The sequence below is a fragment of the Shewanella sp. OMA3-2 genome, from assembly GCF_021513195.1.
GTDB lineage: Bacteria > Pseudomonadota > Gammaproteobacteria > Enterobacterales > Shewanellaceae > Shewanella.
In genome coordinates this window covers 2,383,331-2,407,616 of record NZ_CP090974.1, presented here as the reverse complement: position 1 = coordinate 2,407,616, position 24,286 = coordinate 2,383,331, and the positions used below count along the sequence as shown (strand labels likewise).

The window sequence follows — 24,286 nt, the reverse complement described above, 5'->3', positions numbered from 1 at the left end:
ATAATTCAATGCTTAAAAACGGCACAATTCTAGGTGTATTTGCACTGTGTTGTACCGGTTTAGTGGCTGTGGTCAATGGCTTAACCAAAGACACAATCCTTCAACAACAATTGGCTCAATTAAGTCAAACATTGATCCAAGTCGTCCTGGCTCAATATTATGATAATGAGTTAGTTTCTCAGTGTATTTGGGTTAACTCTGCTGATTTACTCGGCACATCTGCTGACTTACCTGCATATATTGCAATGAAACAACAGCAACCGACAGCAATCGCTATCGAAGCCATTGCTCCAGATGGTTACAACGGGGCAATTAAACTCATTATAGGTATCGATAATGATAATCGCGTACTTGGCGTACGCACCCTCACCCATCAAGAAACCCCTGGATTAGGGGATAAAATAGAACTGAGAAAATCAAACTGGGTGACAGAATTTACTGGTAAAGTTTGGACGCCAGAAGATAAATCTTGGTCGGTAAAAAAAGACGGTGGTCAATTTGACCAATTCACTGGCGCCACGATTACCCCAAGAGCCTATGTAAAAGCCATCCGCAATGCTGTCATGTTTGTAGAAGCTAATCGTAAAGAACTGTACCAAGGCGGACGACGCTGTGGAGACACCCATGAGTAAATATCAAGAAATTGCCAAGCAAGGCTTATGGTCGAACAACCCAGGTTTAGTTCAACTACTCGGACTATGTCCGCTATTAGCGGTTACCGCGACAGTCACAAATGCTCTTGGCTTAGGCCTTGCCACTTTGCTGGTTTTAGTTGGTTCAAACATTTTAGTGTCTCTAGTGCGTGATTTTGTCCCTAAAGAAATCCGTATTCCCGTTTTTGTAATGATTATTGCCGCATTGGTCACCTGTGTTCAGCTCATTATTAACGCTTACGCTTACGGCTTATATTTATCCCTTGGAATATTTTTGCCATTAATTGTCACCAACTGCGTCATTATTGGTCGTGCTGAAGCATTTGCATCAAGAAATACCCTTGCTCATTCAGCATTTGATGGATTAATGATGGGGGTTGGGTTTACTGCGGTACTCATCGTATTAGGAGCAACCCGTGAGATAATCGGTCAAGGCACGCTATTTGATGGCGCGGATTTGTTATTAGGAGAGTGGGCTAAATCGTTAACAATTCATTTATGGCAAGTTGACAATGCATTTTTACTCGCCCTACTACCGCCTGGTGCTTTTATTGCAATGGGTTTGTTAATCGCGCTTAAGAATTGGATTGATCATGCGGTAAAGCTACGCCAACCTAAAGTGCAAACAGAAGCTGTTGCCCGCGTCAGAATAACCAAAGTGAGTTAGTATTACTGATGAATAAAGATAAACGTGCTCAAATCCTAACCCGATTAAGAGATAATAATCCTAAACCAGAAACCGAGCTTAACTTCAGTTCACCTTTTGAATTATTAGTTGCGGTGACACTGTCGGCACAAGCGACTGATGTCAGTGTGAATAAAGCTACCGACAAGTTATTTCCGGTTGCCAACACTCCGCAAGCTATTTACGATTTAGGTGTCGATGGCCTAAAGAACTATATTAAAACGATAGGTCTGTACAACAATAAAGCCATTAATGTGATTAAAACCTGCAAGATGTTAATTGACTTGCATGGCGGTCAAGTACCAGAAAATCGTGAGGCTTTAGAGGCCCTTCCTGGTGTGGGCCGTAAAACCGCTAATGTTGTCCTTAATACTGCATTTGGTTGGCCAACTATAGCGGTTGATACGCACATTTTTAGAATGGCTAACCGAACAAAATTTGCGTCGGGTAAAAACGTCGATCAGGTTGAACTTAAAATGCTCAAAGTAGTACCAAACGAGTTTAAAGTCGATGTACATCACTGGTTTATTTTACATGGCCGTTATACGTGTCTGGCACGTAAACCTCGATGTGGTAGTTGTATTATCGAAGACTTATGTGAGTATTCTGAAAAAATTTATCCCGACGAATAATCCTTTATTGTGATAAATTCGAGATCAAAAAAGCCGCTAATGCGGCTTTTTTATGAGCAAGTTTTATTGGTATTAGGGTGCGATTAAAATAGTGACACGAAGAAAGCACTAAAACAAATTGCGATTACCACGGTAGTGCCTAAAGCCATTTTAAGTTCAGTTGTCATGTTTAACTCTCCCATTTATTATGGATAAATAATAGCAATATAGGAATAATTTCATAGGAAAAAACAACACAATTGTGATGTTAAGCTAATATTTTATACTTATCCCTCTTACAAAAGCGACCAAAAGCAAATATCTACCTTTATCAATCTAGATACGACACTCACCGCTGTCATACCTTGCTCACTATTGATATTATTCTGGCTTACTACTTATCCCGTTTTAGAAGGACGATTAACATGTCACAACTTTTACACACTATGATCCGTGTAGGTAACTTAGATCGCAGTATTGCTTTTTATACTGATGTAATGGGAATGAAATTGCTGAGAAAATCTGAAAATGCTGAGTATAAATATACCTTAGCATTTGTTGGCTTTGGCGAAGAGTCAACGGGGCAAGCCGTGATTGAATTGACCTATAATTGGGGAGTTGAACAATACGATCTGGGCACAGGCTTTGGCCATTTAGCAATAGGCGAAGCTGATATCTATGCACGTTGCGAAGCCATTGCAGCTGCTGGGGGCAAAATTACTCGAGCACCTGGACCGGTTGCCGGTGGTAAAACACAAATCGCTTTTGTAGAAGATCCTGATGGTTACAAAATTGAGTTAATTCAAAAAAGTTCAGCTACTGCCGCATTAGGCTAAGAACTGACTTTATTTGCAATAAACATTTGCAATAAAAAAGCCAGCTTTCGCTGGCTTCCTTCTATCCCTTAAGCCTTATGACCTAGCAATTGTTAATCTTAGAATTTCATTGAGAAGCCAGCATAATATTGACGTCCAATTACGTCGTAAACTTCAGGTACGGTGCCACCATCTGAGCCATTTGAGACTCTAGAAGGTTCTTCATCAGTTAAGTTTTTAACTCCTGCACTGACGCTCATATCGTTATTAATATGATATGTACCAGAGATATTGTGATACAGCACTGAATCAGCCTTAGCTAGCGCAGCAATTGGATTATCATTCTCATCATAATCAGTATAGTGGTCATCCATTGAACCAATATAACGATTGAAATACATCACACTCCAGTCATCTTGAGACGCCTGAATACTGAAGTTATTACGCACTTTAGCGTAGGCGCCAAAATTACCATCAATCGTGCCGGTATAATCTTGGTTATCTTGCTCAAAATTAAGCAAGTAAGTTGTATCGTTGCTGATCTTCCAGTCTAAACCTAAGCCTTCAAAGGTATACGCTAGGTTAAAATCAACACCAGAAGTATCTTGAGAACCTACGTTAGTCAGTGAGCTAGTTAAGTTATCAAACTTAGCGGCTCCTGCCGTAGGGTCAATTCCAAAGGTTTCACATGCAGTGCTGTCGTTGCCGACTAAACATGCATTAATGCCTGATTGCACGTCTAGACGTGTAATCGCATTCGTCACTTCAAAGCTCCAGTAATCTAACGTTAAAGATAACCCTTCAATTGCGCTCGGTGAATACACAACACCTGCGGTTAATGATTCAGACTCTTCAGCTTGTAAATCATCATCAGAAGTATAACGAACTAATATTTGTGGATCTTGTTCATCACCTAACGGATCGGTTAGATAATCGAACGACCCTGTGTCTCCGCCGTATAACTCACTGATGCTTGGGGCTCTAAAACCTGTAGCGACAACACCACGAAGCATTAAGTCGTCAGTCGCTTCATAGGTTAAACCCACTTTCCAGGTGGTCGCTTTACCAAACGTTGAATAATCATCATAACGTAGCGCAAATTCACCGGTTAATTTATCGGTGAACGGCACACTCACTTCTTGGAAAATAGACAACACATTATAATCGCCATCTGTTGCATCCTGTTGCGCGGCTGTACTGTCACCGTCTTGAATAACTTGATCAGGTGTATAATATCCGCTCTCGTAACGATACTCTGCGCCAATAGCAAAGGCCACAGCACCAGCATCTAGATCAAATAACTCGCCATTTAACCCTGTAGAAAAAGTATGTTGCTCATTACCGCCACTATTTTGTTCAGTGAAGCTAATATCATCAATTACACCTTGAGTTAACGCATCACCATTAAACCACGCATCTTGGTTAGCATAAATTGATGCTTCCATGTTGGTGGCATTAATCGAATTATCGACCTGTGTTTTTGCTTTGTTGTTACCGTAAGTATATGAAGCATCCCAGTTGAATCCGGTATGAACATCTAAGGTACCAGCTAAGCCAGCTGATAAACGGTATGTATCTGTGTCTTGCGAATAAATACGTGGACCAACGTCAGTAATACGACGACGATAGTTAACACGACCGGTATCATCAGCGCCAATATTGCCAGCAAGCATAGCATCATCAAGTGTAATACAAGACTCACCAGGTAAAGTGTTAGCATCACCACACACATTTAGCATAATATCTGCTGGTTGAGCAGACATTTGCTGGCTGGATTTACGTTTGGTATATAGAAAATCACCGGTAAAAATCGTGTCATCGTTGATTTCTTGAACCATATTGGCAAATACACTGGTACGTTCATTCGGCGTTTGATAAAAACTGTCTTGAGTATAGTCATAGCCACTATCACGATTAACCCATTCACCTGCATCATTGAGTACTTTACCGCCTAATGTACCTGTTGGGATAAATGAGCTATAACCAGGGTCAGTCCAGTCACGATCTGACTGAATAACGCCTTCACGTTTAGAATAAGCAACACCAAAGGTGTAATTGCCTGAGTCGGTATTCATACCATAAAGCGCACTAATTTCGCCATTCTCACCATCACTTTTATCAGTCATGCCACCTTGAACATCAAGTTGAAAGCCTTCAAAATCTTTTTTAGTAATGATGTTGACCACACCTGCAATAGCATCAGAGCCGTATACAGCAGAAGCACCGTCTTTTAATATTTCGACACGGGCTATCATCGCGACAGGAATTGCGTTTAAATCTACCGAGCTGTTGGCACCAGATCCTGAATTAACCATGCGACGACCATTGAGTAGAACCAGTGTCCGCTGCGATCCCATCCCACGCAAATCAACCTGAGCAACACCATCTGCGCCATTGTTAGTACTTGAACCAACCGCAGCTCCTGCCATAGAAGTTTGCGCTTGTAGAAGTTCATCTACAGAAGTAAAACCTTCCGCCTTAATTGCTGCAGCATCAATAACAGTTACCGGTGAGGCGGTTTCCATATCTTGACGTTGAATTCGAGAACCTGTGACCTCAATACGTTCAACTTTAGCCGTACTTTCTGCAGCTAAAGCAGATATTGATACACTTGAAGAAACAGCAATTGAGGCAATTAAAGCTGATTTAATACTTAAAGAAAGAAATGTTTTTTGAATCATAATTATTAACTCCCAGTCATATTTATTGTTATTTTATCGTTAATTAAAATCTAACTGAATATAACGATGACCAGATACTGAATAATTTCATTGAATAGATCAAACATAAAGACAATTAATTAACGACAAGGGATGTTAAAATTAATCAACCAATAATAAGTATATTTGTTAACAGAAAATCATATTTACTTTTAACTTTACAATATAACATCAATACTTCTAGGAAAATTAGTTTTTAAAGTTGAATCACCTATAAAAAAAGTAACATTTAATATACCTAGCAAACCCAAAAAATGTGATCTGCATCACACAAAAGACTTTTAACAAACTGAAAATGAACTATTTTCATTCTGTAATTACGTGAAAATGGCTGTTTACAAACAAAAGCAGAGTAACCTGGCTATTTTAACTCTTTAATATTACCTTTATATTTTTAAAAAATTTTACCTGCCTACACTGAGGTTCATTTCTGTATCAATTATTTTAAATGATAAACATTAACGTAACATCTTCGACATTAATAACTAAATCAACTTATGCTGAAAACCAAGCCTAAACAAATCGCTCCACTTAATTAAAATGATACACTTGTTAATTTAAATAAAGATAGTAGCGTTTATTTAACAAAGGTAACATGAATATTTTTGATATTTATAGCTTAGGCTACAAAATAGATTTTCGTATTTCATTTATATATAAACCCTATAGTTTCGACCAGGTCGAGAGTATGAGTATTCACTGATGAGCAATAAGGTTAATGCACATATTTAACCTGACATGCTTGTATAAGCCATGATGATTAAATGCGTAATTTACGTTCGTTTTACATAGTAGATATGTACGCAAACATGCGCGATCTCGCTGTGGAGTTTTCGAATGTTTAATCGCTATTGCTGAGTCGTAAATAGCAACTTGTATGTTCGTGGGTGTTCTAGTGTGGTATTGAGACCATGAGCACCATTTCGGTGCAGATATGGCCAGTCGATCCAGAATAAGATAAACATCAACTGATACTGAAGCGATGCAGATAAAGCGGTTGTAAAGTCCACTTTTTGTTGGTTAAAAACTATAGGTTAGCAATCGAGTGGAAGATAAAAGACAACCTCTATTGTCTTTTATCAAAAAACCAATGACAAAATTTAGCTGACAAATTGTTCAACTAATTGATACATGGGGATTTTTGGCGTGTTACCATCAAATGGAATATATAGCATTCCATCATAAACGCAGCCTAAGTAGTCAAATGTGTGAATAAATATCTCTTCAAAGCACGGCTTTACTTCTACATCGCCACCCGTTGCTAACAAGGCAACGTACTTCCCCCTTAGCGCCCTCCCCATCTCTTTTTCTTGACTGAGTAAGTCTGAAATTCTATCGAGAAATATTTTCATCCTTGCACTGGGTGAATACCAATAAACAGGCGTCGCAAAAATGAGTCTTTGGTACGTCAGTAGCTGTTTAAATAGCGAGTTGAAGTCATCAGATTTGTTTTGATACGTATAATCAAACTCACCTATAGTGAACGTATTTAAGTCATACACACTGACGTTCGAGGTAGCAGCTTGCTGATATTGTTTCACAAGCATAGCGGTATTACCCTTACTTCGACTACTGCCGATAATAATTGCGGTGTTCATATGACGTCCTTGTTATAGATAAATATTTCGCTCAGATGGCAGATCAGTTAAATACTGTACGAACTCGACTTCAAAACCATTGGGGTCAATAAAATAAACACTCTTTGCATGGGGCTCAATACCCCCCAAATACGCACCTCAAATCCCGCATGATTTAAACGCTTAACTAAACTGTCTAAATCAGTCACTACATACGCAAAGTGCGCTAAACCCAAATCATTAGAACGTAAGTCTCTCACTTTACCGGTTCCAGAATCACTAAATGATAAGTACTGCTTGTCATCACCAAAGTGTACCCATTTGCGTGGCACGCCATACCAAGTTGACTCACCGCCTCCTCTAATACGCCAATGAGGCATGGCGGCACGGTAGAAAGCTAATGTTTGCTCTAAATCTTTTACCACGATATTTACATGCTCTAAATGCATAATATGTCCTTATTTTTAATTTCAGTTAAATTATCTGGACACAGGATAAAACCTCAAGTTAACTTGAGGTAAAGTGTTTTTTTCGTTATTTTATCAATAATCATTTTCCTTGCATGGCTTATATATGTTGAACGAGTACGATTTATCTGTAGGACAAGTGGCAAAGCGCTGTGGTGTTAAGGTATCGACACTGCACTTTTATGAGCAAAAAGGCTTAATTAAATCATTGCGAAATCAAGGTAATCAGCGTCGTTATCAACGTGATGTATTACGGCGGGTGTCGGTAATTAAAGCGGCTCAGCAGTTTGGGATCAGCCTACAGGCTATCCAGACTGCGTTTAGCCATCTACCAAACCAAAGAACCCCAAACAAAGATGACTGGACTCAACTGTCGCAAACGTGGAAAACACAATTAAATAAACAAATTACAGCACTAGAAGATTTAAGGGATTCACTTGAAGGTTGCATTGGTTGCGGATGCCTGTCGATGACCAGCTGTCCTATTTATAACCCAGACGATACGTTAGCCAATAAAGGTAATGGCGCGGTATTACTGGATATAGCTCATTAAAATATATCCATAAATACCAAAAAGGGCTTAGTCATTTACACTAAGCCCTGATGAAATTAGTCATCTAATTTGGGGGGGACTGACACAATGAATCTGCAGTGAATCAAATGTTACTCTTCGATTATACGAGAACGAGTAATTTCAATTTTACGTGCCTTCATCGCCTCTGGAATTTCGCGTTCCAAATCAATGTTCAGCAAACCATTTTCTAATTCCGCGCCGACAACTTTGACATGGTCAGCAAGCTGAAACACTCGCTCAAAGCCTCGTTCGGCAATGCCCTGATGAAGATATTTACGTTCATCTTTTTGATTGGCTTTGTTACCTTTAACTAATAACTTTTCACCTTCACTGGTGATATCAAGTTCAGTCATACTGAAACCAGCCACGGCCATCGTTATACGATACAAGTTTTCACCGAGTAATTCGATGTTGTACGGAGGATAACCGTTATTACCATTGTTCGCTGCTGCATGCTCTGCGAGCTGAGCTAAACGGTCAAAGCCAATAGCGCTACGGTACAGTGGGGTTAAATCTGGAGAAATAGAAAAATTACGCATAATCATATCCTTGTCTAAAGCAATATGTAAAATTAAGCCATTATTGGCAGGGTTTCATTGCCCTTTCGGCACAATGGGTAACAAAATATCAAAACCTCTATCGAGCGTTTTTAACTTTCATCTTGTTACAAATAAGATATAGGGACGGGATTTTTTAATTCAAGGGAAAATAAAAAAATTAAAAAAAGACAGCTAAATTAGCTGTCTTTTATGTTTTAACGTTTGTTTGAAATTAGTTTAACTGACAACCTAAAACACTATTAGAGTTAGTGTAAACAATATCCCCTACTGGCGCGAAATCAGCAGCAACGATCATGCCTTTATCTTTAAAGTAAGTGTAAAGCACTTCAGCATCTACATAACCTGTTTGTACAGACTCAAGTTTTGGATAGCCATCACCACCAGCGGCATTATAACTTGGTACAGTAAAGGTGTAGCTACCCTCGGCAGTATACGTCTTACCATTGATTTCACTGATATCAACACTGCTAGCAGCACAGTCGACTGTCATTTTAACGCCGGTAATTTGTGCATAAGCACCAGAACCACGTTGGAATGTCGCCACTGTTGCTAAGTATTCTGACACTTGCGCACCAGTCAATGTGTTTAAGGTAACCATGTTACCAAATGGCTGTACGGTTAATACGTCACGATAAGAGATATTGCCAGCTGCAATTGATGCACGTACTCCGCCAGAGTTCATTATTGAAAAGTCAGCATTAACTTTAGTGCGCTGTGCTTCTGCAATTAAACGACCTAGATTAGTTTGCTCACCACGAACGATAGCGCGATCGCCTTCAAGTTTAGCGTCAGTTTCAGCAATCACTTCACCTAATTGACCTTGACCTTTTGCCTGATAATAAGACAGTAATTGCTTTAAATCCGCATCAGGTACAATTTCTTCACCAATAAATACCGTGGTTTTTTTACCTTCAGCATCTTCAACTGTTTTCTTCAGGTTAACTGGGATCAACTTATAGCTAGCAAGATTTAATTTACCATTGAAGTATTCAAAGTCCGCACGTCCCACATACTTGCCCCATTCGTGGGCTTGCATGATATAGGTGCCATTTTGTATATCTGGCACACAGTCATCACCAGGTTGGAAATCAGCGTATTCATTGGTACCTGGCTCCATACACACTTGATTTTGTGAATGCCCGCCAATAACCGCTTGTAAATCACCTGCAGTAAGCGCTCTTGCCATTTCAACATCACCAGGTGCGTTGCTACCATGTTTGCCATCGGCATAATGTCCCATATGGGTCGTGGCAAAAATTAAATCTGCACTATCATTCGCTTTAATTTCAGCAATCACTTTTGCGACTTCTGTGGTTGGATCGGTAAACTTGATATCTTGAATGTATTCCAGGTTACCTAATTTCTCAGTATCTTTAGTTGTTAAACCAATTACTGCAATACGCACTCCATTAACGTCGAATATTTTGTAGGGTTCAAAATAACGTGTGGTGCCATCAGCATGATAAATATTTGCAGCTAGCATTGGAAAATTAGCAATAGAACGCTGTGAGTCTAATACAGCTAATGGGTTGTCAAACTCATGATTACCAACAGCCATGGCGTCATAACGAATTTCGTTCATACCAATAAAATCTGGGACGGCATCCTGTAAATCGGATTCAGGTACACCGGTATTAATATCTCCGCCTGATAAAAGAATACTTTCACCACCATTAGCACTCACTTCAGCACGAATTTGATCTATTAACGCCTTGCGCGCTGCCATGCCGTATTCACCATTGCTGTTTTCCCAAAAACGGCCATGGTTATCGTTGGTGTGAAGTACAGTAAAGATTTTACAATCAGTTCCAGCTTCAGCACAGGTCGTTGCAACTTTAGCATCATCGTCACTATTACAGCCCACTAGTGCGACGAATATAGCTGACGCTAACATCCCTTTTATTAATACTTTAGACATATGTAACCCCATTTATTATTTATCTTGTTTTTTAGTTGTATAGATAAGCGAATTTATAATTCGCCTCAAAATGATAGCAAACAATGACCAATTTACGTGACAACTTTATGACAAAATAATGACACTTAGTACAATATTAACAATGAGTTACAAACTAAACTATTGCCTGTGCCGAACAAGGTTGTTTCAGTTATCGAATTCCTCACCCATAAACAATAAAGGCTTAACCCCCTATATGGAGTTAAGCCTTTATAAATAAATGATTATTTTAAAATCAACCTAACGAAGTAACATTGTTTTAAATTCAGAACAGCTAGGTAAGTAAATGTTATTTCTTAATTCAACACTTTATTTAACCATTGACCTATTTCAGATAATTGGGTAGGTATCACACTGTGTGCCATTGGATAGGTTTTCCATACACTGTTGTAACCGGCATGATTCAAAGCATCATATGCCATTTTTCCCGCAAATAAGGGCACAACTTCATCCTGTTCACCATGGTTTTGCAGAATTGGTGTGGCTTTATTAGCCTGTGCAAGTTGTTCAGGCAGATGCTCTCCACCAGGCAAATAACACGATAAAGCCATAATGCCTGCTAAAGATTGCTCAAAGCGTAAGCCAGTAAACAAACTCATTACCCCACCCTGACTAAACCCAGCCAACACAATTTTGTTTGCCGGAATACCTGCGCTAATTTGTTGTTCAATGAGACGTTTTATTTGTAACTCTGATGCCTGCACACCGGTAATATCAGCACGGTCATGTAAATCCATACTTTTAATGTCATACCATGAACGCATGATATAGCCACCATTAATGGTTACCGCTTGCTCCGGCGCATGGGGGAAAATAAATCGAATACTGTGGTCGCTAGGTAAGCCTAATACTGGCACAACAGGGGCAAAACCCGCACCTGAGTCACCTAGGCCATGCAACCAGATAACACAAGATGCAGCCTTACTCGTAGGCTCAACAACAATGGCTTCTAGAGATGATTGAGTCATGTGATTCCTTATCTATTTATTAAGTGACGTGCCGTCGATATTATTGAGCATGAATACCGGTTTCTTGTAACAATTGCTCAAACTGCTGTGGATTATCCAGTTTAATTGTCCACTTCACCGTACCGGCATCAGCGGCGATAACTAATCCATGATGAAAACAACTGATGTCATCGACAACCGCGCTGAGAATAATATGGTTCTCAAAAAGACGACATTGTATTTCATTGGGGGTAATGATGAGCTTACCTTGGGAAAATTCGAGGATCATATGGGTACTTATTAAAGGTTTGTCCCAAGCCTATTAAAGGCTTGGAACGAAAATAGCTAATTAATGGTGATGACCACCGGCGCCATGGGCATGACCATGGGCGATTTCTTCATCAGTTGCATCACGTGCCCCAACGACTTCAATATCAAACGTTAACTCACGGCCTGCTAATGGATGATTAACATCCACAGTCGCCATAAATTTGCCGACTTTTACGATGGTCACTTGACGTTGACCTTGATCCGAATTAACGATGGCCGCCATACCAGGCTTCCACACTTTAGCGCCTGATAAATGTTTAACAGATACACGTTGTTCAGCACCTTCTTGACGTTCACCATAGGTGTCAGCCGCAGGAGGTGTAACGCTGAACTTGTCGCCGATAGCTTTACCGGTAATTGCATCTTCAATACCTGGCATCATGTTGTCGTTGCCATGAAGATAAGCAATTGGATCGCGACCTTCATTTGATTCCAACACTTCGCCCTTTTCATCGCGCAGCGTGTAATTAAACTGCACAACCATATTGTCTTTAATGCTCATTACGTGTCCTTAAAATTCATCTGTATTTGCGTTAACTGTCGATTATACCGTTAACGGCTATTAAAAAAGTGGCAAGAGCTTAACAAATGCTTATTGGGTCGGCAATTTGTTTAAGTTTATTCCTAACGTCTCAAATGTTGTATTATCAGGATAACCATCCGCTATTAGACCATGTTTACGCTGATAAGCTTGTAATCCTATAACCGAATTCCGGCCTAAAATGCCATCTGGTTTACCCACATCAAATCCTTCATCAGTGAGTTTTTGTTGTAACTGCAGGACCATTTCACGATTTAAACGCGGATGATCAGGTAGAGGCTTAGAAATACCTGCACCACCATTAATTTGATCGGCTAATTTACCCACCGCAATAGCGTAAAATTCAGATCGATTCCAGCGCATAATCACGTTAAAGTTTTCATAACCTAGAAAAGCCGGTCCAGTATGTCCTGCTGGTACATACAAGGCCGCTTGCATATCGGGTGTTGATAATGGTTTACCATTTGATTGCTTGATATTTAACTTAGCCCAATCTGTTAATGACTGCGTATCTTTGCTGCCCATATAAGCAAAATTATAATTTTGCGGTAACTGCACTTCTCGTCCCCAACGCTCATTAGCTTGCCAGCCCAATTGTTGCAGAAAATTTGCCGCAGAGGTTAGAGCGTCAGCAGTACTATTCCATAAGTCCGCCTTACCATCGCCATCACCATCAATTGCATATTTAAGATAATTAGTTGGCATAAACTGGGTATGCCCCATCGCTCCTGCCCATGACCCCACCATATCTTTATCAGCAAACTGGTAACGCTCTTTCAAGGTTAACGCTTGCATTAACTCCTGGGTAAAGTATTCACTGCGACGAGGATCACAAGCCAAAGTCGCTAACGAATTAAGCACTGACATAGTACCTTTATAGTTACCGTAGTTAGTTTCAAGCCCCCAAAACGCGACTATATACTGACCAGGAACACCATACTTAGCAGTTAACTGCCTTAGTAACTGGCTATGCTTAACATAGAGCTTACGTCCTTCATTAATACGCCATTCAGTGACACGTTTATCATAATAATCTTTAAATGTGGTGGTAAACTCGGGCTGTTGATTATCAAGTTCAATCACCCTAGGCACAAAGGTTAAGTTAGCAACCGTGGTATCAATAGTTTGCTGTGAAATACCCTGTTGCTTTGCTTTTAACTGTAATTGACTTACACATTGTGCAAAATCATCACTCGCCATCGTAGAATGAGAAAAACTGACGCTTAATAATAATGCTGTAATAGAGAGATTAACGCGCATAAGACTCAAGTGGCACCCAATTAATAAAGAATAAGATTGTACGATTATCGTGACTGATTGCCACCAACTTAACAAGCGCTTAATAACCTTAAAAAGACTGATTTATGATATAAAAAGTGTGTTCGATGAAATTGCCATCAGCATTAAGCATAACCAACTTGAGCTAAAGTAGGTATTCAGTATAATGAAACCGTTTTTAACTCCACTTAATGAGAATCATCATGACCGAACAAAACCCGACGTTAACTAGCTTCATCGAAAGTGTAAAAAAACACCAAATCGTGTGGGGTCTTCAGGACGAAACAGGCGAAGGATGGGTTGTGTGTGATTCATCTGAATTTGAAGAAACCGATGTTATGCCACTGTGGTCGTCAGAAACTACTGCCAAAAGTCATTGCACTGAAGAATGGGCTGAATACAAAGCAGTTAGCATTACTTTGACCGACTTTCTCGAATATTGGGTTGGTGACTTAAATGATGATGGTGTTTTAGTGGGAGTTAACTGGGAAAGCGATCAAGAGTGTTTTGAAATTGACCCTATTGTATTAGCTAAAAGTTTAGTTGATATCGAAAAAGATTAATTATTGTTACTTGCACTGAGATATTCATCTCAGTGCATCTGTCTTACTCACCATGCTCCCTTACTAAAGTATCCAATATGACAAACCCTACTATGGTCGACATTCCTTTTAATAAACGTCACATGTGTTGGTTTTGTGATGAACCCTGCCATGCAGAGTTATCTTATTGGCGTATGGCGCATACTCCGCATCCATCATTAACCGTCCCAGCATGTCAAGAATGTAAGTTACTTGCTCAAAAGCACTTGTTAACCTCAATCTGGGATTGCCGAGAGGCCGTTAAAGATCAGTTAATAAAGCGATATCAAAAGGACTTAGCCATTGGGATTAATTGGACTGAACAAGAGTTAGCAGAGTCTGAGTTTGATTGTAGAATTTTTGGTGGCTTTAAGAAAAGTGCTTGGATGATGTATCAAATCGCTCAAAAAAGAATAAATGCGCCAGGCTGGGCACTCAGTATTGATGATAATCATTTTGAAGATGATCCGTTATTTGCTGGCACCAATACCTTAGGTTTCGAATTTGACGGCCTACAATTTAATAATCTTAATCAAGGCATTAAGCATTACTGTCAGGTATTAGCGTTAGATGAAGAGTTTTTAAAGCAGTTGGTAACCTTTTTAGGCAAGGACCAATTTGGGCATGCAATCAAACTCGCCAGGCTCAATATTGGGGTGACTAAAAGTATGCAGCAGAAAATTCTGCAAGAACTGCTAGAGGATTTAGACCGCTAATAACACAGTCAAATTAGCTGAACTCATTATCACAAAAGGGATTTTTAAAATTTGTTTTAATAATGAGCTATAAGGACAACATATGTTGTTATGCAAATAATGTTATAACTGCAGAACCAAAAACAATTTTCCTGCGTATACACTCACATCGCCCCAATACAAGTGATTAAAATGTTTTCATTATTTAAACAAGATCCTATAAAAAAACTCACTAAACTTTATGAAGCTAAGCTAGCACAAGCCATGCATGCACAGCGTAATGGTGATATTAAATCATACTCCATGATAACAGCAGAAGCTGCGCAGATAGAAACTCAAATTATCGGATTAGAAAAACAGAAAAAGTCGCTATAAACTCTATGACTTAAAGGCTCGTAACGAGCTATTTAAAAGCTTATCCCAAAATATCTCTTAATCTGTTTTGCACACCTGTCACGAGTAAATCAGGTTGGAATTTCGAAATAAACGCATCACAACCGACCTTTTCAACCATCGCATTATTAAAACTACCACTCAATGACGTATTTAAGGTAATAAATAACGAAGCCATACGAGGGTCGGCACGCACTTCAGAAGTGAGTTTATATCCATCCATCTCTGGCATTTCTGCATCGGTTATCATCATTAATAATTCAGTCGCAACGTTTTGGCCTTTATCCGCCCAAGACTTAAGTAAATTCAACGCTTGCAAACCGTCCGACGCTTCAATGATTTCAATACCCAGTTGACCAAGGGTTTCTCTCACTTGCTTTCTGGCAGTACTTGAATCATCAACAATCAATATTTTACGTCCTGGCATTTGCGGGGCTAAGGTCTCATCCAAAACACCCTCAGATAAACGAATATCATAATTAATGATTTCCGCGAGGACTTTCTCAACATCGATAATCGACACTAAGCGAGATTGACCTTGGTCTTCTAGTCGTGTTATTGCGGTTAAATAATTGTTCTTTCCTGCCATTTTGGGCGGTGGCATAATGTCACCCCAGGTCAAATTAACAATATGTTCCACTTTACCCACTAAAAAGCCTTGAACGCTACGGTTATACTCAGTAATAATTAAATTACAATCATCAGTGATGGGTAAGGGAGAGAAGCCAATAGCGCCACGTAAATTGATAACAGGTATCGACATACCTCTAATATTGGCTATGCCAGCGATACTATGATGACTGCCAGGCATAGCACTTAAAACAGGGACTTTGACTACTTCTTTAACTTTAAATACGTTAATCGCGAATAGCTGAGTTGAATTAATTCGAAACAGTAATAACTCCAAGCGGTTTTCGCCCACTAGATTAGTACGTTGGTCAACACTATCGAGCACTTTCTTCATGAAACCTACCACCAGTCTATAAATACAATCAGTGACTAATTCTTCTAGGCACTACACATCATATTTATCATTATAAACAAAAATAACTCAAAAGATGACCCTCTCATCGTTAGATTCAGTATCTGAGCTACTTTTATCTAATATTATGATTGTAGATCATATTTTAAATTATAATTTAACATTGAGATGTAACAAATTCACGGCAAATGCCCTGCTTATTAAAGATGGAATATCAAGCTTTCTAGTCCGTTAAGAGGAGTCATCCCGATCAATTTGAGTTAACCCAGTAAACGAATGTGATCAATTACCCATTAACCTCGTATTAGTTGTCAGTTCACTTTAATCATATAAGGCTGGTTATGATAATTCCAATTTTTCCTTTGCCGATCTGTATTTTACCTCAAGGGTATAGTCAGTTGCGCATTTTTGAAGCTCGCTATAAACGTTTAGTCACTGAGTCGCTCAAAACTGGGGTTGGATTTGGACTGTGCATGCTGAGTGATAATAAAAAGGAAATACTTCCAATAGGAACCTTATGCAAAATAATTGATTTTGAAACACTCGACGATGGTTTATTAGGGATCAGTATCCGTGGGGAAAAAAAGTTTGTCATTAAAGATATTAGCGAAGATCCCGATGGATTAAAGCGGGCTAATGTTGACCTTATCCAGGATTGGCCTAAGTTAGAAATTAGTGGGTTAAATACAACAAGCAAACTGGACAAGCACCAACAATGTCAGAAAGCATTAAGTGACACTCTTAAGGATATACTCAGTGAATACCCTAATCACTTAGCCCTCTATCAGCAAGAAAACTTTCAAGATATATCATGGGTCTGTCAGCGATGGTTGGAAATCATTCCAATAAGCGCTGCAGAAAAGTACCGCTGCATCAACAGTCATGATCATCATATGGCACAAGCATTTCTTGCAAACATAATCAGTTAAAAGCGATTTAAAATATGACAACAAAATTATAACACTATGTTATTTGAACATTATTGTTTATTTAATTTACCTGATTTTAAAGTGATCTAATTTATTTACTCAGCGTATATAAAGTACATAACTGGCCCATAAAAAAACGCGAGTGAAGATAATGGAAAATTTTCAATCACAAAGTGCACAAAATCGTTATGATAAGGCAAGTCTTGTAAAACGAAATGGTGTAATAAATTTGCCAAATACTAAAGAACATGATGCTGAGCAATTAGCCGAGTTAATGTTAAAAGTGGCTAACGTGCGATGTAAAGCTTCCTTCGCCAAATTATTTAGCCACTTCGGTTCTAAAATTAATGCTTTTGGCAATCAACGATTGCATCAGCAGGGTTTAGCAATGGACTTGGTTCAAGAAACAATGACCAGAGTGTGGACTAAAGCGCATTTATATAACCCAGATAAAGCCGCTGTCAGCACCTGGATTTTTACCATTATGCGCAACCAATGTTTCGATATGCTCAGAAAAGTACAGCATAACCGAGAAGATTCATTTGGTGATGACATTTGGCCGCTATTTGAGTCTGATGATGCAGAAAGTAACGACGATGATTTTAAGTTGACCGGAACACTTCTACTTCACGTTAACGAACTCCCCCTTTACAACGTGAAGTTGTACAGGGCATATATATGCAAGAAATGACACAACAAGAATTGGCAGACAAACTCGAAATACCAATAGGTACGGTTAAATCCAGATTACGATTAGGTTTAGAGAAGTTAAAAGGCTTTATGGAGAAACATTATGATTAATTATCATCCTAACCAACAATTATTATTACTCCATATAAAGGGAGAGTTGCCGCTGTCAATGTCTCTAGCGATTTCTGCCCATGCCGAACTTTGTGATATTTGCCATAAATCATTATCTTTGTTAACCAAACAACAAACCATTGCGGTATTTAGCGACAAAAACATCACCACAGGATCGACTGCGGATATCGATATGGCTTTGCTATTAGAAAAAATGATCGATTGTACATTAGATGAACTTGATTCGACGCCATCCGCTCCGGTAGATATGGGAACGATTGAAGTATCTGTAAAAGGTCAATCTTATACTTTACCAAGCGCATTTAGGCATCAAATAAACGCACCATGGCAAGGTATTGGTAAAATTAGTCGCCTACGCCTGAATACTGGTGAGGAAAAAGCCAGAGCTAGCTTATTACATATAGCAGCGAACGGTGAAATACCACAACATACACACAAAGGCTCTGAGTTAACACTGTTATTGGCTGGTGAATTTAGTGATAAATTTAACAGTTATAAACCTGGTGACTTCATGCTACTTGATGAAAATCATGAACACTCACCGCAGACAACCACAGGTTGCTTGTGCTACACCATAGTAGACGCACCACTTTATTTTACTAAAGGATTCAGTAAGCTGTTAAATCCTATTGGTGAGTTGCTTTACTAATTAATTGTGTTGATCTGACTGTTAATGCCGGTTTCAGGTAAATAATTGTCGAAATAGCTGATTAGCAATAAATAAATCGATTTATCTATTGCTAATCAGATTAATTACCTATATTATCGCTGAAGTTTAATTACTTTGTTTATTTGTTTACCTATCGTAAGTCTGCTCAACTTCCTTTGTAAACCACCACAAGCATCTTTGAAACTTATCTGTGTGATACACAACTTGTATTCATTCAGATTTTTATTTTCACTGTAATGGGCTTGTCATAAACCTGTGGTCAACTATCACGGTCAAGTATTTAATGTATTATCTGCACATTAAATAATTGAGTTAATTGTAGAACAATCTTCTCTAATTAATAATTAAGATTTTTGCAATTTTCTCATATAAACACTTGATTTGTGTAATATTGATAAGGTAACTTAACTCAGTAACTTAAATCTTTCGCAACACGAAAAATGTTAAGGAAACTATATTGTTAAAACTTACATCACCTAAGGGTGAACATAATTTATAAGGAGTATGATAATGTCATACCTATTTAACGGACACGAAATTACAGTTAACTTTCCTGTTAATTCTATTTCATCAAACAAGAACTCAATTGCTTTTACTGATTCACAAGGTAAAAACAAAACAACTTTTTCAAAACGCATTGAAGCTGTGAACTTTATGAAATGGCTGATCAGTTCGAATAAGTAATAACTACCCTTACGCTCTGGCGTAAATCATTTGCTCTGTTATTTAATAAACCTGGCTAACGGTATTCTCCTCTCATTTACCGAACGTTTATTAACAACAGAGCAAACTGATAAATCTCTTTCTCTACACACTAAAAATACACCCCACTTTAATTACCTCATGTTCCACAAATACTATCCCCCGATATAACACGTGGATGATACTCAATTATCTGCTTAATAAAGCTTATCTTTTATTCATCAGCTTACGATGATATCTTGACTGCATTGTTGCATTGCCTAATAACCCACCTTGGTGGATGTATAAGATTTGTCTATTCTGACATTGCCCAGCTTCAATATGGCTTTTTAACACGCTTAATCCAATAGGGTCATATAATAAATCAAACTCTATTCCACTAGTGGTAAGCACTTCGTTCCACAGTGCAAATAAAGCTAGATACAATTTGCCAAAATGATACTTAACACCATCATTAAGAATCGTTGGATGCACGCTATCATCAGGATTAAGTGCACTAAACTGCTTTTGTAAATATAGATCTCCGCCAACAGTACTGCAAGTCAGTACCTGAACATCGAGCAACTCTGTTTGGCATTCTTTAAAGTATTGTTGAAGAAAAAGTGCTGTTGTTCCGGTGCCTGATGGAAGAAATACAGATAGTGCCGTTATATTTTGTGCTTTTACCCAACTAATAATTTCTTCACCAAGTAGGTAGATACCGGTATTAGCATAGTCGCACCTGCCTCCCTCTGGAATAAATAGTATCTCTTGCTGAGTATATTGCTTGTAATATTCAGGCTTAAAGATACTGACTGCGTCATCTAAGTGTTTACAACCACTTAATTTAGGTGAGGACCAATCAACTTCAATAATATTGGCACCATTGGCATGCGCTTGAGTATAATTCGATGCAATGGCTGGTGTTATTTGTAATTGTGACTTTAAATACTTACTAATATGGCTGACATAGTAATCTAATTGCCACCCTTTCATTTTTGCCAACACTGATAATGAATATAAAGAATTAGCCTGCGCAGAACCAGAACTGACGATACGAGTAACATTCTTAAAATCATTAATAAGAAAATGATAAAATTTACGGGCTTTATTACCACTAAAATCAGGGTGCAATTTATCATCACGTTTGACAAAAATTGACCGTCCTGCAAAGTTGATTGTATCTGTAGGACTATGACGTAACATGTAAAGCACCATTAAAAGAGATAGTAATTCATTGTAACTAAAGTTGGTTAAAACCGATAACTTTTAGTCTAAATCTGCATTTTTATAGTCAATTATCAATTCACAGAAAAATTAAACCAATATAATCATAATGTTGAATATTGGCACATTATCTGCTAAACAATATTACTTTCATATGTCAGTCGTTAAAGGAACAGGTATGGCTATTTTGAGACTTATTTTTAATATTGCATGGTTTGTTTTAGGTGGGTTTGTAATGGGGCTAGCCTGGTGGCTTGCTGGGTTACTCTGTTTTATTAGTATTATTGGGATTCCTTTTGGTCGGGCTTGTTTTGTCATTGGTGAAATGGCATTTTGGCCCTTCGGTCAACAAAGTGTTAACCGAAAACACTTATCAGGTGTTGAAGACTTAGGAACTGGAACGATGGGAATCGTCGGTAACGTGATTTGGTTGGTCTTTTTTGGGATTTGGTTGGCAATAGGTCATTTAACTCATGCATTAGCTTGTTTTATAACCATTATTGGTATTCCATTTGGTATTCAACATCTTAAGCTTGCATTGTTAAGTTTAACACCTATAGGTCAAACTGTTGTTCCAAACGAGCAATATTAATTGAAACGAGAAGATGCTTACTTAATTTCAATCAGGTAGGCATCCATTAATGCTTAAGGATCAAATTTTAAGAATCCTTGATTAATGATAGTAAGCCACTTTTGCTCCCAATATTAACCATGCGTATTGCGCGATCCCAAGGAACTGCTGTGGCTGATAATTGGTGATTATCTTTGGTAATTACTTATTTAACAATTTGAGCCACAATGCCTTTCTCGGGTAATTCTGCGCCACTAAACGGTGGCCATTCCAATGTGGGTAATTCAAGAGTATCGGACATCACCGCACTTGATAATATCAAGGTAAATAACAAGTTTAACCACCTGTTTTCATCCTATTAGCTAGCATCACCATCATCCCATCTCCAAAACGCATACTTTGAGATAAAGTTAAATAACAAAGTCTTGCTGGTACCTGTCGCAAAAGTTACCATAAAAAATCCTGACATGCTGCACGATTATAACAACTAACTATTTATAGTCGTACAAAATAACAACCTGGTGAACTTAATGAAATATTGGTTAATGAAGTCTGAACCTGATGAGTTCAGTATTGATGATCTGCAAAGGTGCACTGAACAAAAAACTGCTTGGCAAGGCATTAGAAATTATCAAGCAAGGAATTTTCTTCGAGATCAAGTTAGCATCAATGATTTAGTACTCTTTTATCATTCAAGCTGTAAAGTGCCAGCGATTGTAGGGCTTGCTAAAGTAAGTCAACCTGCTCAGGCTGATAGCAGTGCTTTTGAGCCATCATCGCCTTACTTTGATTTAAAATCTGATCCAAACGCACCTCGTTGGGTAGAAGTTGAATTAACTTTTATTGCGAAATTTGTTAATCAAATTAGCCTTAAACAACTTAAAGCTGATGTTAACTTAGCAGACATGATGTTAGTAACCAAAGGCGCTAGATTGAGCGTACAGCCGGTAAAAGAATCAGAATTCAACTATATTCTGTCACTTTGCGAACATTAGCAGTATACATTTAATTATCTTGCAATAACCTAGAATACTTATATGAAAAATCGACGTAACTTTAATAACTTCCTATAAGCATTCTAACGTCTACAATTGAAGCGGACAGCTAACTTTTAAAGTTCAGTGATTAATCTTCACCTTTTGATGTACCGCCTTTAGTCGGTGCATGGGCAATAATACGATCAGCCATACGTGAAAACGGTAATGACTGTAGCCAAACGGTTCCGTGACCTTGTAAGGTGGCTAAAAATAATCCTTCTCCGCCAAAGACCATAGATTTTAACGAACCTGCACGTTGAATGTCGTAATCAATGCCTGGAGAAAACGCAACTATACATCCGGTATCAACCCGCAATGACTCACCATTTAGCTCTTTCTTAATTAAGGTGCCGCCAGCGTGGATAAATACCATGCCGTCACCCTTCAAACTTTGTAGTATAAACCCTTCACCACCGAAAAAACCTGCTCCTAAACGACGATTAAATTTCATGGTAACGTTAGTGCCCAGTGCTGCGGCTAAAAAGCTGTCTTTTTGGCAAATAAGCTCACCATCATGCTGAGATAAATCGACCGCTAACACACTGCCGGGATAAGGCGCTGCAAAAGCCACTTTTCGTTTATTGTGGCCATCATTGGTAAAGTGAGTCATGAATATACTTTCACCAGAAAACGCCCTTTTACCCGCGCCAAGCAACTTACCAAAAAATCCAGACTCAGGTTCAGAGCCATCGCCCATTTTAGCCTCGAAAATGATATCTTGTTCCATGTAATTCATCGCGCCCGCTTCTGCGATCACCGTTTCGTGTGGATCGAGTTCCACCTCAACCAATTGCATGCTTGAACCAATAATTTCATAATCTACTTCGTGGCATCGCTTACTCATTTGTCACTCCTTGGACAATTAGATAATAGTATTCTCTATGAATTTAACATAAAACTCATAAACGAGCCTATAAACCTCCTATAAGATAATGTATCGTTTATCTACGTTATTAACCTAGCCCTGTGGTATTAACCTCTTTGGATGTGTGCAGTTCAAAGCGAGTGAACTCTTCTAAAATCAGCTCGGTAAATAACTGCCCTGCACGTCCTAACGGCCTTTCTAGGGTTGACACTAATTGGGGCGTAAAACTGAAACTATGACCTCCGACAAAGTCGACTGACTTTAGTTCGCCCGAGTTTAACTCTTCATGGATCAAAAATGCTGGCATCCAACCAAAGCCAAGGCCTTTTAGTAAAGCATTTTTTTTCATAATAAACCCTGATAAATAAAATACCTTGTCGCCACCAAATTGCATTTCATCGCGCACTAAACGCTGTGGGGACGAGTCTTCAATGGTCAATTCCACATGCTGTTGTAGCTCAGTTAAACTGATTTGACTTTGCCCAACCAAGGGGTGATGACAACTGGCAACTAATATACTGGTAATTGTGGGTAAGGCTTTAGGATGATAGTTTGGCCCTGTCAAATAGTCTTTTACTAGCATTAAATCGGCACCATCCCGCTCAAACCTATGCTGCACTCCGCCTAAAAACTCCATATTTAATTGAATTTTAGTTGGGATTTTATGCTCAGCCATACGCTTTAATGCGGTCATTATTGGTTCCATAGGCAGCGCGCCGTCGATCACTAGTTCAAGTTTAGGCTCCCAGCCTTCACTAAAACGACTAGCAAGATGCTCAATATTGGCTAAATGTTGTAGTAAACGCTGCCCTTCAGCCAAAATAACTCGCCCTTCTGGGGTTAATTCTGCACGGTATTGATCACGGTTAAATAAGCTTACGCCCAAGTGTTGTTCTAGCTTTTTGACTTGGTAGCTCACCGCCGATTGCGCTTTATGTAAACGTTCAGACGCTTTGGCAAAACTGCCCTCTTCAACTAATACTTGTAAAACCTTAAATGCATCAACATCTATGCGCATTTATCACTCCTTTGCGGGGTAAAATTGTGCTTTTGTATCGAATAGCTGCCAAAAATGTATCGATAACAATACAATCTAAAAATTAGATTGAGTCTAGCTG

The 24,286-nt window shown here is 38.7% G+C and carries 24 protein-coding genes and 2 pseudogenes; 13 read left to right on the top strand and 13 right to left on the bottom strand.

Annotation, left to right across the window (positions count from 1 at the left end; all coding sequences use genetic code 11):
• The first annotated feature begins 8 nt into the window (after positions 1–8).
• The 4 genes from rsxG (at position 9) to gloA (ending at position 2,785) form a co-directional block, all read left to right on the top strand.
• On the top strand, positions 9–632 hold the full coding sequence (gene rsxG, locus L0B17_RS10715; RefSeq protein WP_235089756.1) for an electron transport complex subunit RsxG: 624 nt from the start codon (positions 9–11) through the stop codon (positions 630–632).
• Positions 625–1,320 carry an electron transport complex subunit E gene (locus L0B17_RS10710; RefSeq protein ID WP_235084716.1) on the top strand — a complete coding sequence of 232 codons (696 nt, stop codon included), beginning with the start codon at positions 625–627 and terminating at the stop codon, positions 1,318–1,320. The genes rsxG and L0B17_RS10710 overlap by 8 nt, the downstream gene beginning before the upstream one ends.
• Positions 1,321–1,328: 8 nt before the next feature.
• Positions 1,329–1,970: an endonuclease III gene (nth, locus tag L0B17_RS10705; protein ID WP_235084714.1), complete on the top strand. Its 642-nt coding sequence runs from the start codon at positions 1,329–1,331 to the stop codon at positions 1,968–1,970.
• Between the two features lie 404 nt (positions 1,971–2,374).
• Complete coding sequence (gloA, locus tag L0B17_RS10700) at positions 2,375–2,785, top strand: lactoylglutathione lyase (protein ID WP_235084712.1); 411 nt, start codon at positions 2,375–2,377, stop codon at positions 2,783–2,785.
• A gap of 98 nt (positions 2,786–2,883) precedes the next feature.
• On the opposite strand, the gene L0B17_RS10695 is transcribed toward gloA, so the two are convergent.
• From L0B17_RS10695 to L0B17_RS10685, 3 genes and pseudogenes are all read right to left on the bottom strand, one after another.
• Complete coding sequence (locus tag L0B17_RS10695; protein WP_235084711.1) at positions 2,884–5,445, bottom strand: TonB-dependent receptor plug domain-containing protein; 2,562 nt, start codon at positions 5,443–5,445, stop codon at positions 2,884–2,886.
• Positions 5,446–6,584: 1,139 nt separating this feature from the next.
• Positions 6,585–7,082 carry a flavodoxin family protein gene (locus L0B17_RS10690; protein ID WP_235084709.1) on the bottom strand — a complete coding sequence of 166 codons (498 nt, stop codon included), beginning with the start codon at positions 7,080–7,082 and terminating at the stop codon, positions 6,585–6,587.
• A gap of 12 nt (positions 7,083–7,094) precedes the next feature.
• A pseudogene (locus L0B17_RS10685) lies at positions 7,095–7,510 on the bottom strand (VOC family protein).
• A gap of 124 nt (positions 7,511–7,634) precedes the next feature.
• Here L0B17_RS10685 and soxR point away from each other — a divergent pair.
• Positions 7,635–8,081, top strand: a complete 447-nt coding sequence (gene soxR / locus L0B17_RS10680; protein WP_235084708.1) for a redox-sensitive transcriptional activator SoxR — start codon at positions 7,635–7,637, stop codon at positions 8,079–8,081.
• A 110-nt stretch (positions 8,082–8,191) separates the two neighbouring features.
• Here soxR and L0B17_RS10675 read toward each other — a convergent pair whose 3' ends face one another.
• The 6 genes from L0B17_RS10675 to L0B17_RS10650 all read right to left on the bottom strand — a co-directional run bounded on the left by L0B17_RS10675 (position 8,192) and on the right by L0B17_RS10650 (position 13,637).
• The gene (locus L0B17_RS10675; RefSeq protein WP_235084706.1) at positions 8,192–8,641 is read right to left on the bottom strand and encodes an Hsp20 family protein; all 450 of its coding nucleotides are present in this window, start codon (positions 8,639–8,641) and stop codon (positions 8,192–8,194) included.
• 232 nt (positions 8,642–8,873) lie between these two features.
• Positions 8,874–10,580 carry a bifunctional UDP-sugar hydrolase/5'-nucleotidase UshA gene (gene ushA, locus L0B17_RS10670; RefSeq protein WP_235084703.1) on the bottom strand — a complete coding sequence of 569 codons (1,707 nt, stop codon included), beginning with the start codon at positions 10,578–10,580 and terminating at the stop codon, positions 8,874–8,876.
• Between the two features lie 335 nt (positions 10,581–10,915).
• A complete protein-coding gene (locus L0B17_RS10665) occupies positions 10,916–11,587 on the bottom strand; it encodes an alpha/beta hydrolase (RefSeq protein WP_235084702.1) in 672 nt (223 codons plus the stop codon).
• 40 nt (positions 11,588–11,627) lie between these two features.
• Complete coding sequence (locus L0B17_RS10660) at positions 11,628–11,855, bottom strand: DUF3389 domain-containing protein (protein ID WP_226415690.1); 228 nt, start codon at positions 11,853–11,855, stop codon at positions 11,628–11,630.
• A 60-nt stretch (positions 11,856–11,915) separates the two neighbouring features.
• Positions 11,916–12,398, bottom strand: coding sequence for an FKBP-type peptidyl-prolyl cis-trans isomerase (locus tag L0B17_RS10655; RefSeq protein ID WP_235084699.1), 483 nt, complete (start codon positions 12,396–12,398; stop codon positions 11,916–11,918).
• 90 nt (positions 12,399–12,488) lie between these two features.
• Complete coding sequence (locus L0B17_RS10650; protein ID WP_235089754.1) at positions 12,489–13,637, bottom strand: lytic murein transglycosylase; 1,149 nt, start codon at positions 13,635–13,637, stop codon at positions 12,489–12,491.
• Between the two features lie 281 nt (positions 13,638–13,918).
• On the opposite strand from L0B17_RS10650, the gene L0B17_RS10645 reads away from it, so the two are divergent.
• The 3 genes from L0B17_RS10645 (at position 13,919) to L0B17_RS10635 (ending at position 15,366) form a co-directional block, all read left to right on the top strand.
• Complete coding sequence (locus L0B17_RS10645; protein WP_235084697.1) at positions 13,919–14,278, top strand: DUF2750 domain-containing protein; 360 nt, start codon at positions 13,919–13,921, stop codon at positions 14,276–14,278.
• 77 nt (positions 14,279–14,355) lie between these two features.
• Positions 14,356–15,012 carry a hypothetical protein gene (locus L0B17_RS10640; protein ID WP_235084696.1) on the top strand — a complete coding sequence of 219 codons (657 nt, stop codon included), beginning with the start codon at positions 14,356–14,358 and terminating at the stop codon, positions 15,010–15,012.
• A 171-nt stretch (positions 15,013–15,183) separates the two neighbouring features.
• On the top strand, positions 15,184–15,366 hold the full coding sequence (locus tag L0B17_RS10635) for a DUF6435 family protein (protein WP_235084694.1): 183 nt from the start codon (positions 15,184–15,186) through the stop codon (positions 15,364–15,366).
• Between the two features lie 40 nt (positions 15,367–15,406).
• Here the strand turns inward: L0B17_RS10635 and L0B17_RS10630 are convergent, their stop codons facing one another.
• Positions 15,407–16,348, bottom strand: coding sequence for a chemotaxis protein CheV (locus tag L0B17_RS10630; RefSeq protein ID WP_235084693.1), 942 nt, complete (start codon positions 16,346–16,348; stop codon positions 15,407–15,409).
• A 359-nt stretch (positions 16,349–16,707) separates the two neighbouring features.
• On the opposite strand from L0B17_RS10630, the gene L0B17_RS10625 reads away from it, so the two are divergent.
• The 3 genes and pseudogenes from L0B17_RS10625 to L0B17_RS10615 all read left to right on the top strand — a co-directional run bounded on the left by L0B17_RS10625 (position 16,708) and on the right by L0B17_RS10615 (position 18,766).
• Positions 16,708–17,295 (top strand): LON peptidase substrate-binding domain-containing protein, encoded by a 588-nt coding sequence (locus tag L0B17_RS10625; RefSeq protein ID WP_235084691.1) that lies wholly within the window; start codon positions 16,708–16,710, stop codon positions 17,293–17,295.
• 151 nt (positions 17,296–17,446) lie between these two features.
• A pseudogene (locus tag L0B17_RS10620) lies at positions 17,447–18,096 on the top strand (sigma-70 family RNA polymerase sigma factor).
• Positions 18,089–18,766: a ChrR family anti-sigma-E factor gene (locus L0B17_RS10615; RefSeq protein ID WP_235084689.1), complete on the top strand. Its 678-nt coding sequence runs from the start codon at positions 18,089–18,091 to the stop codon at positions 18,764–18,766. The pseudogene L0B17_RS10620 and the gene L0B17_RS10615 overlap by 8 nt, the downstream one beginning before the upstream one ends.
• Before the next feature lie 930 nt (positions 18,767–19,696).
• Here L0B17_RS10615 and L0B17_RS10610 read toward each other — a convergent pair.
• Positions 19,697–20,674: a 1-aminocyclopropane-1-carboxylate deaminase/D-cysteine desulfhydrase gene (locus tag L0B17_RS10610; RefSeq protein ID WP_235084687.1), complete on the bottom strand. Its 978-nt coding sequence runs from the start codon at positions 20,672–20,674 to the stop codon at positions 19,697–19,699.
• Positions 20,675–20,873: 199 nt separating this feature from the next.
• Here L0B17_RS10610 and L0B17_RS10605 point away from each other — a divergent pair, with 199 nt between their 5' ends.
• Both L0B17_RS10605 and L0B17_RS10600 read left to right on the top strand, forming a co-directional pair.
• Positions 20,874–21,287 carry a YccF domain-containing protein gene (locus L0B17_RS10605; protein WP_235089752.1) on the top strand — a complete coding sequence of 138 codons (414 nt, stop codon included), beginning with the start codon at positions 20,874–20,876 and terminating at the stop codon, positions 21,285–21,287.
• A 509-nt stretch (positions 21,288–21,796) separates the two neighbouring features.
• Positions 21,797–22,261 carry an EVE domain-containing protein gene (locus L0B17_RS10600; protein ID WP_235084685.1) on the top strand — a complete coding sequence of 155 codons (465 nt, stop codon included), beginning with the start codon at positions 21,797–21,799 and terminating at the stop codon, positions 22,259–22,261.
• Positions 22,262–22,391: 130 nt separating this feature from the next.
• Here L0B17_RS10600 and L0B17_RS10595 read toward each other — a convergent pair whose 3' ends face one another.
• Together L0B17_RS10595 and L0B17_RS10590 are read right to left on the bottom strand one after the other, a co-directional pair.
• Positions 22,392–23,147 carry a TIGR00266 family protein gene (locus L0B17_RS10595; protein WP_235084683.1) on the bottom strand — a complete coding sequence of 252 codons (756 nt, stop codon included), beginning with the start codon at positions 23,145–23,147 and terminating at the stop codon, positions 22,392–22,394.
• A 109-nt stretch (positions 23,148–23,256) separates the two neighbouring features.
• The gene (locus L0B17_RS10590; protein WP_235084681.1) at positions 23,257–24,186 is read right to left on the bottom strand and encodes a LysR family transcriptional regulator; all 930 of its coding nucleotides are present in this window, start codon (positions 24,184–24,186) and stop codon (positions 23,257–23,259) included.
• Between the last annotated feature and the right edge of the window lie 100 nt (positions 24,187–24,286).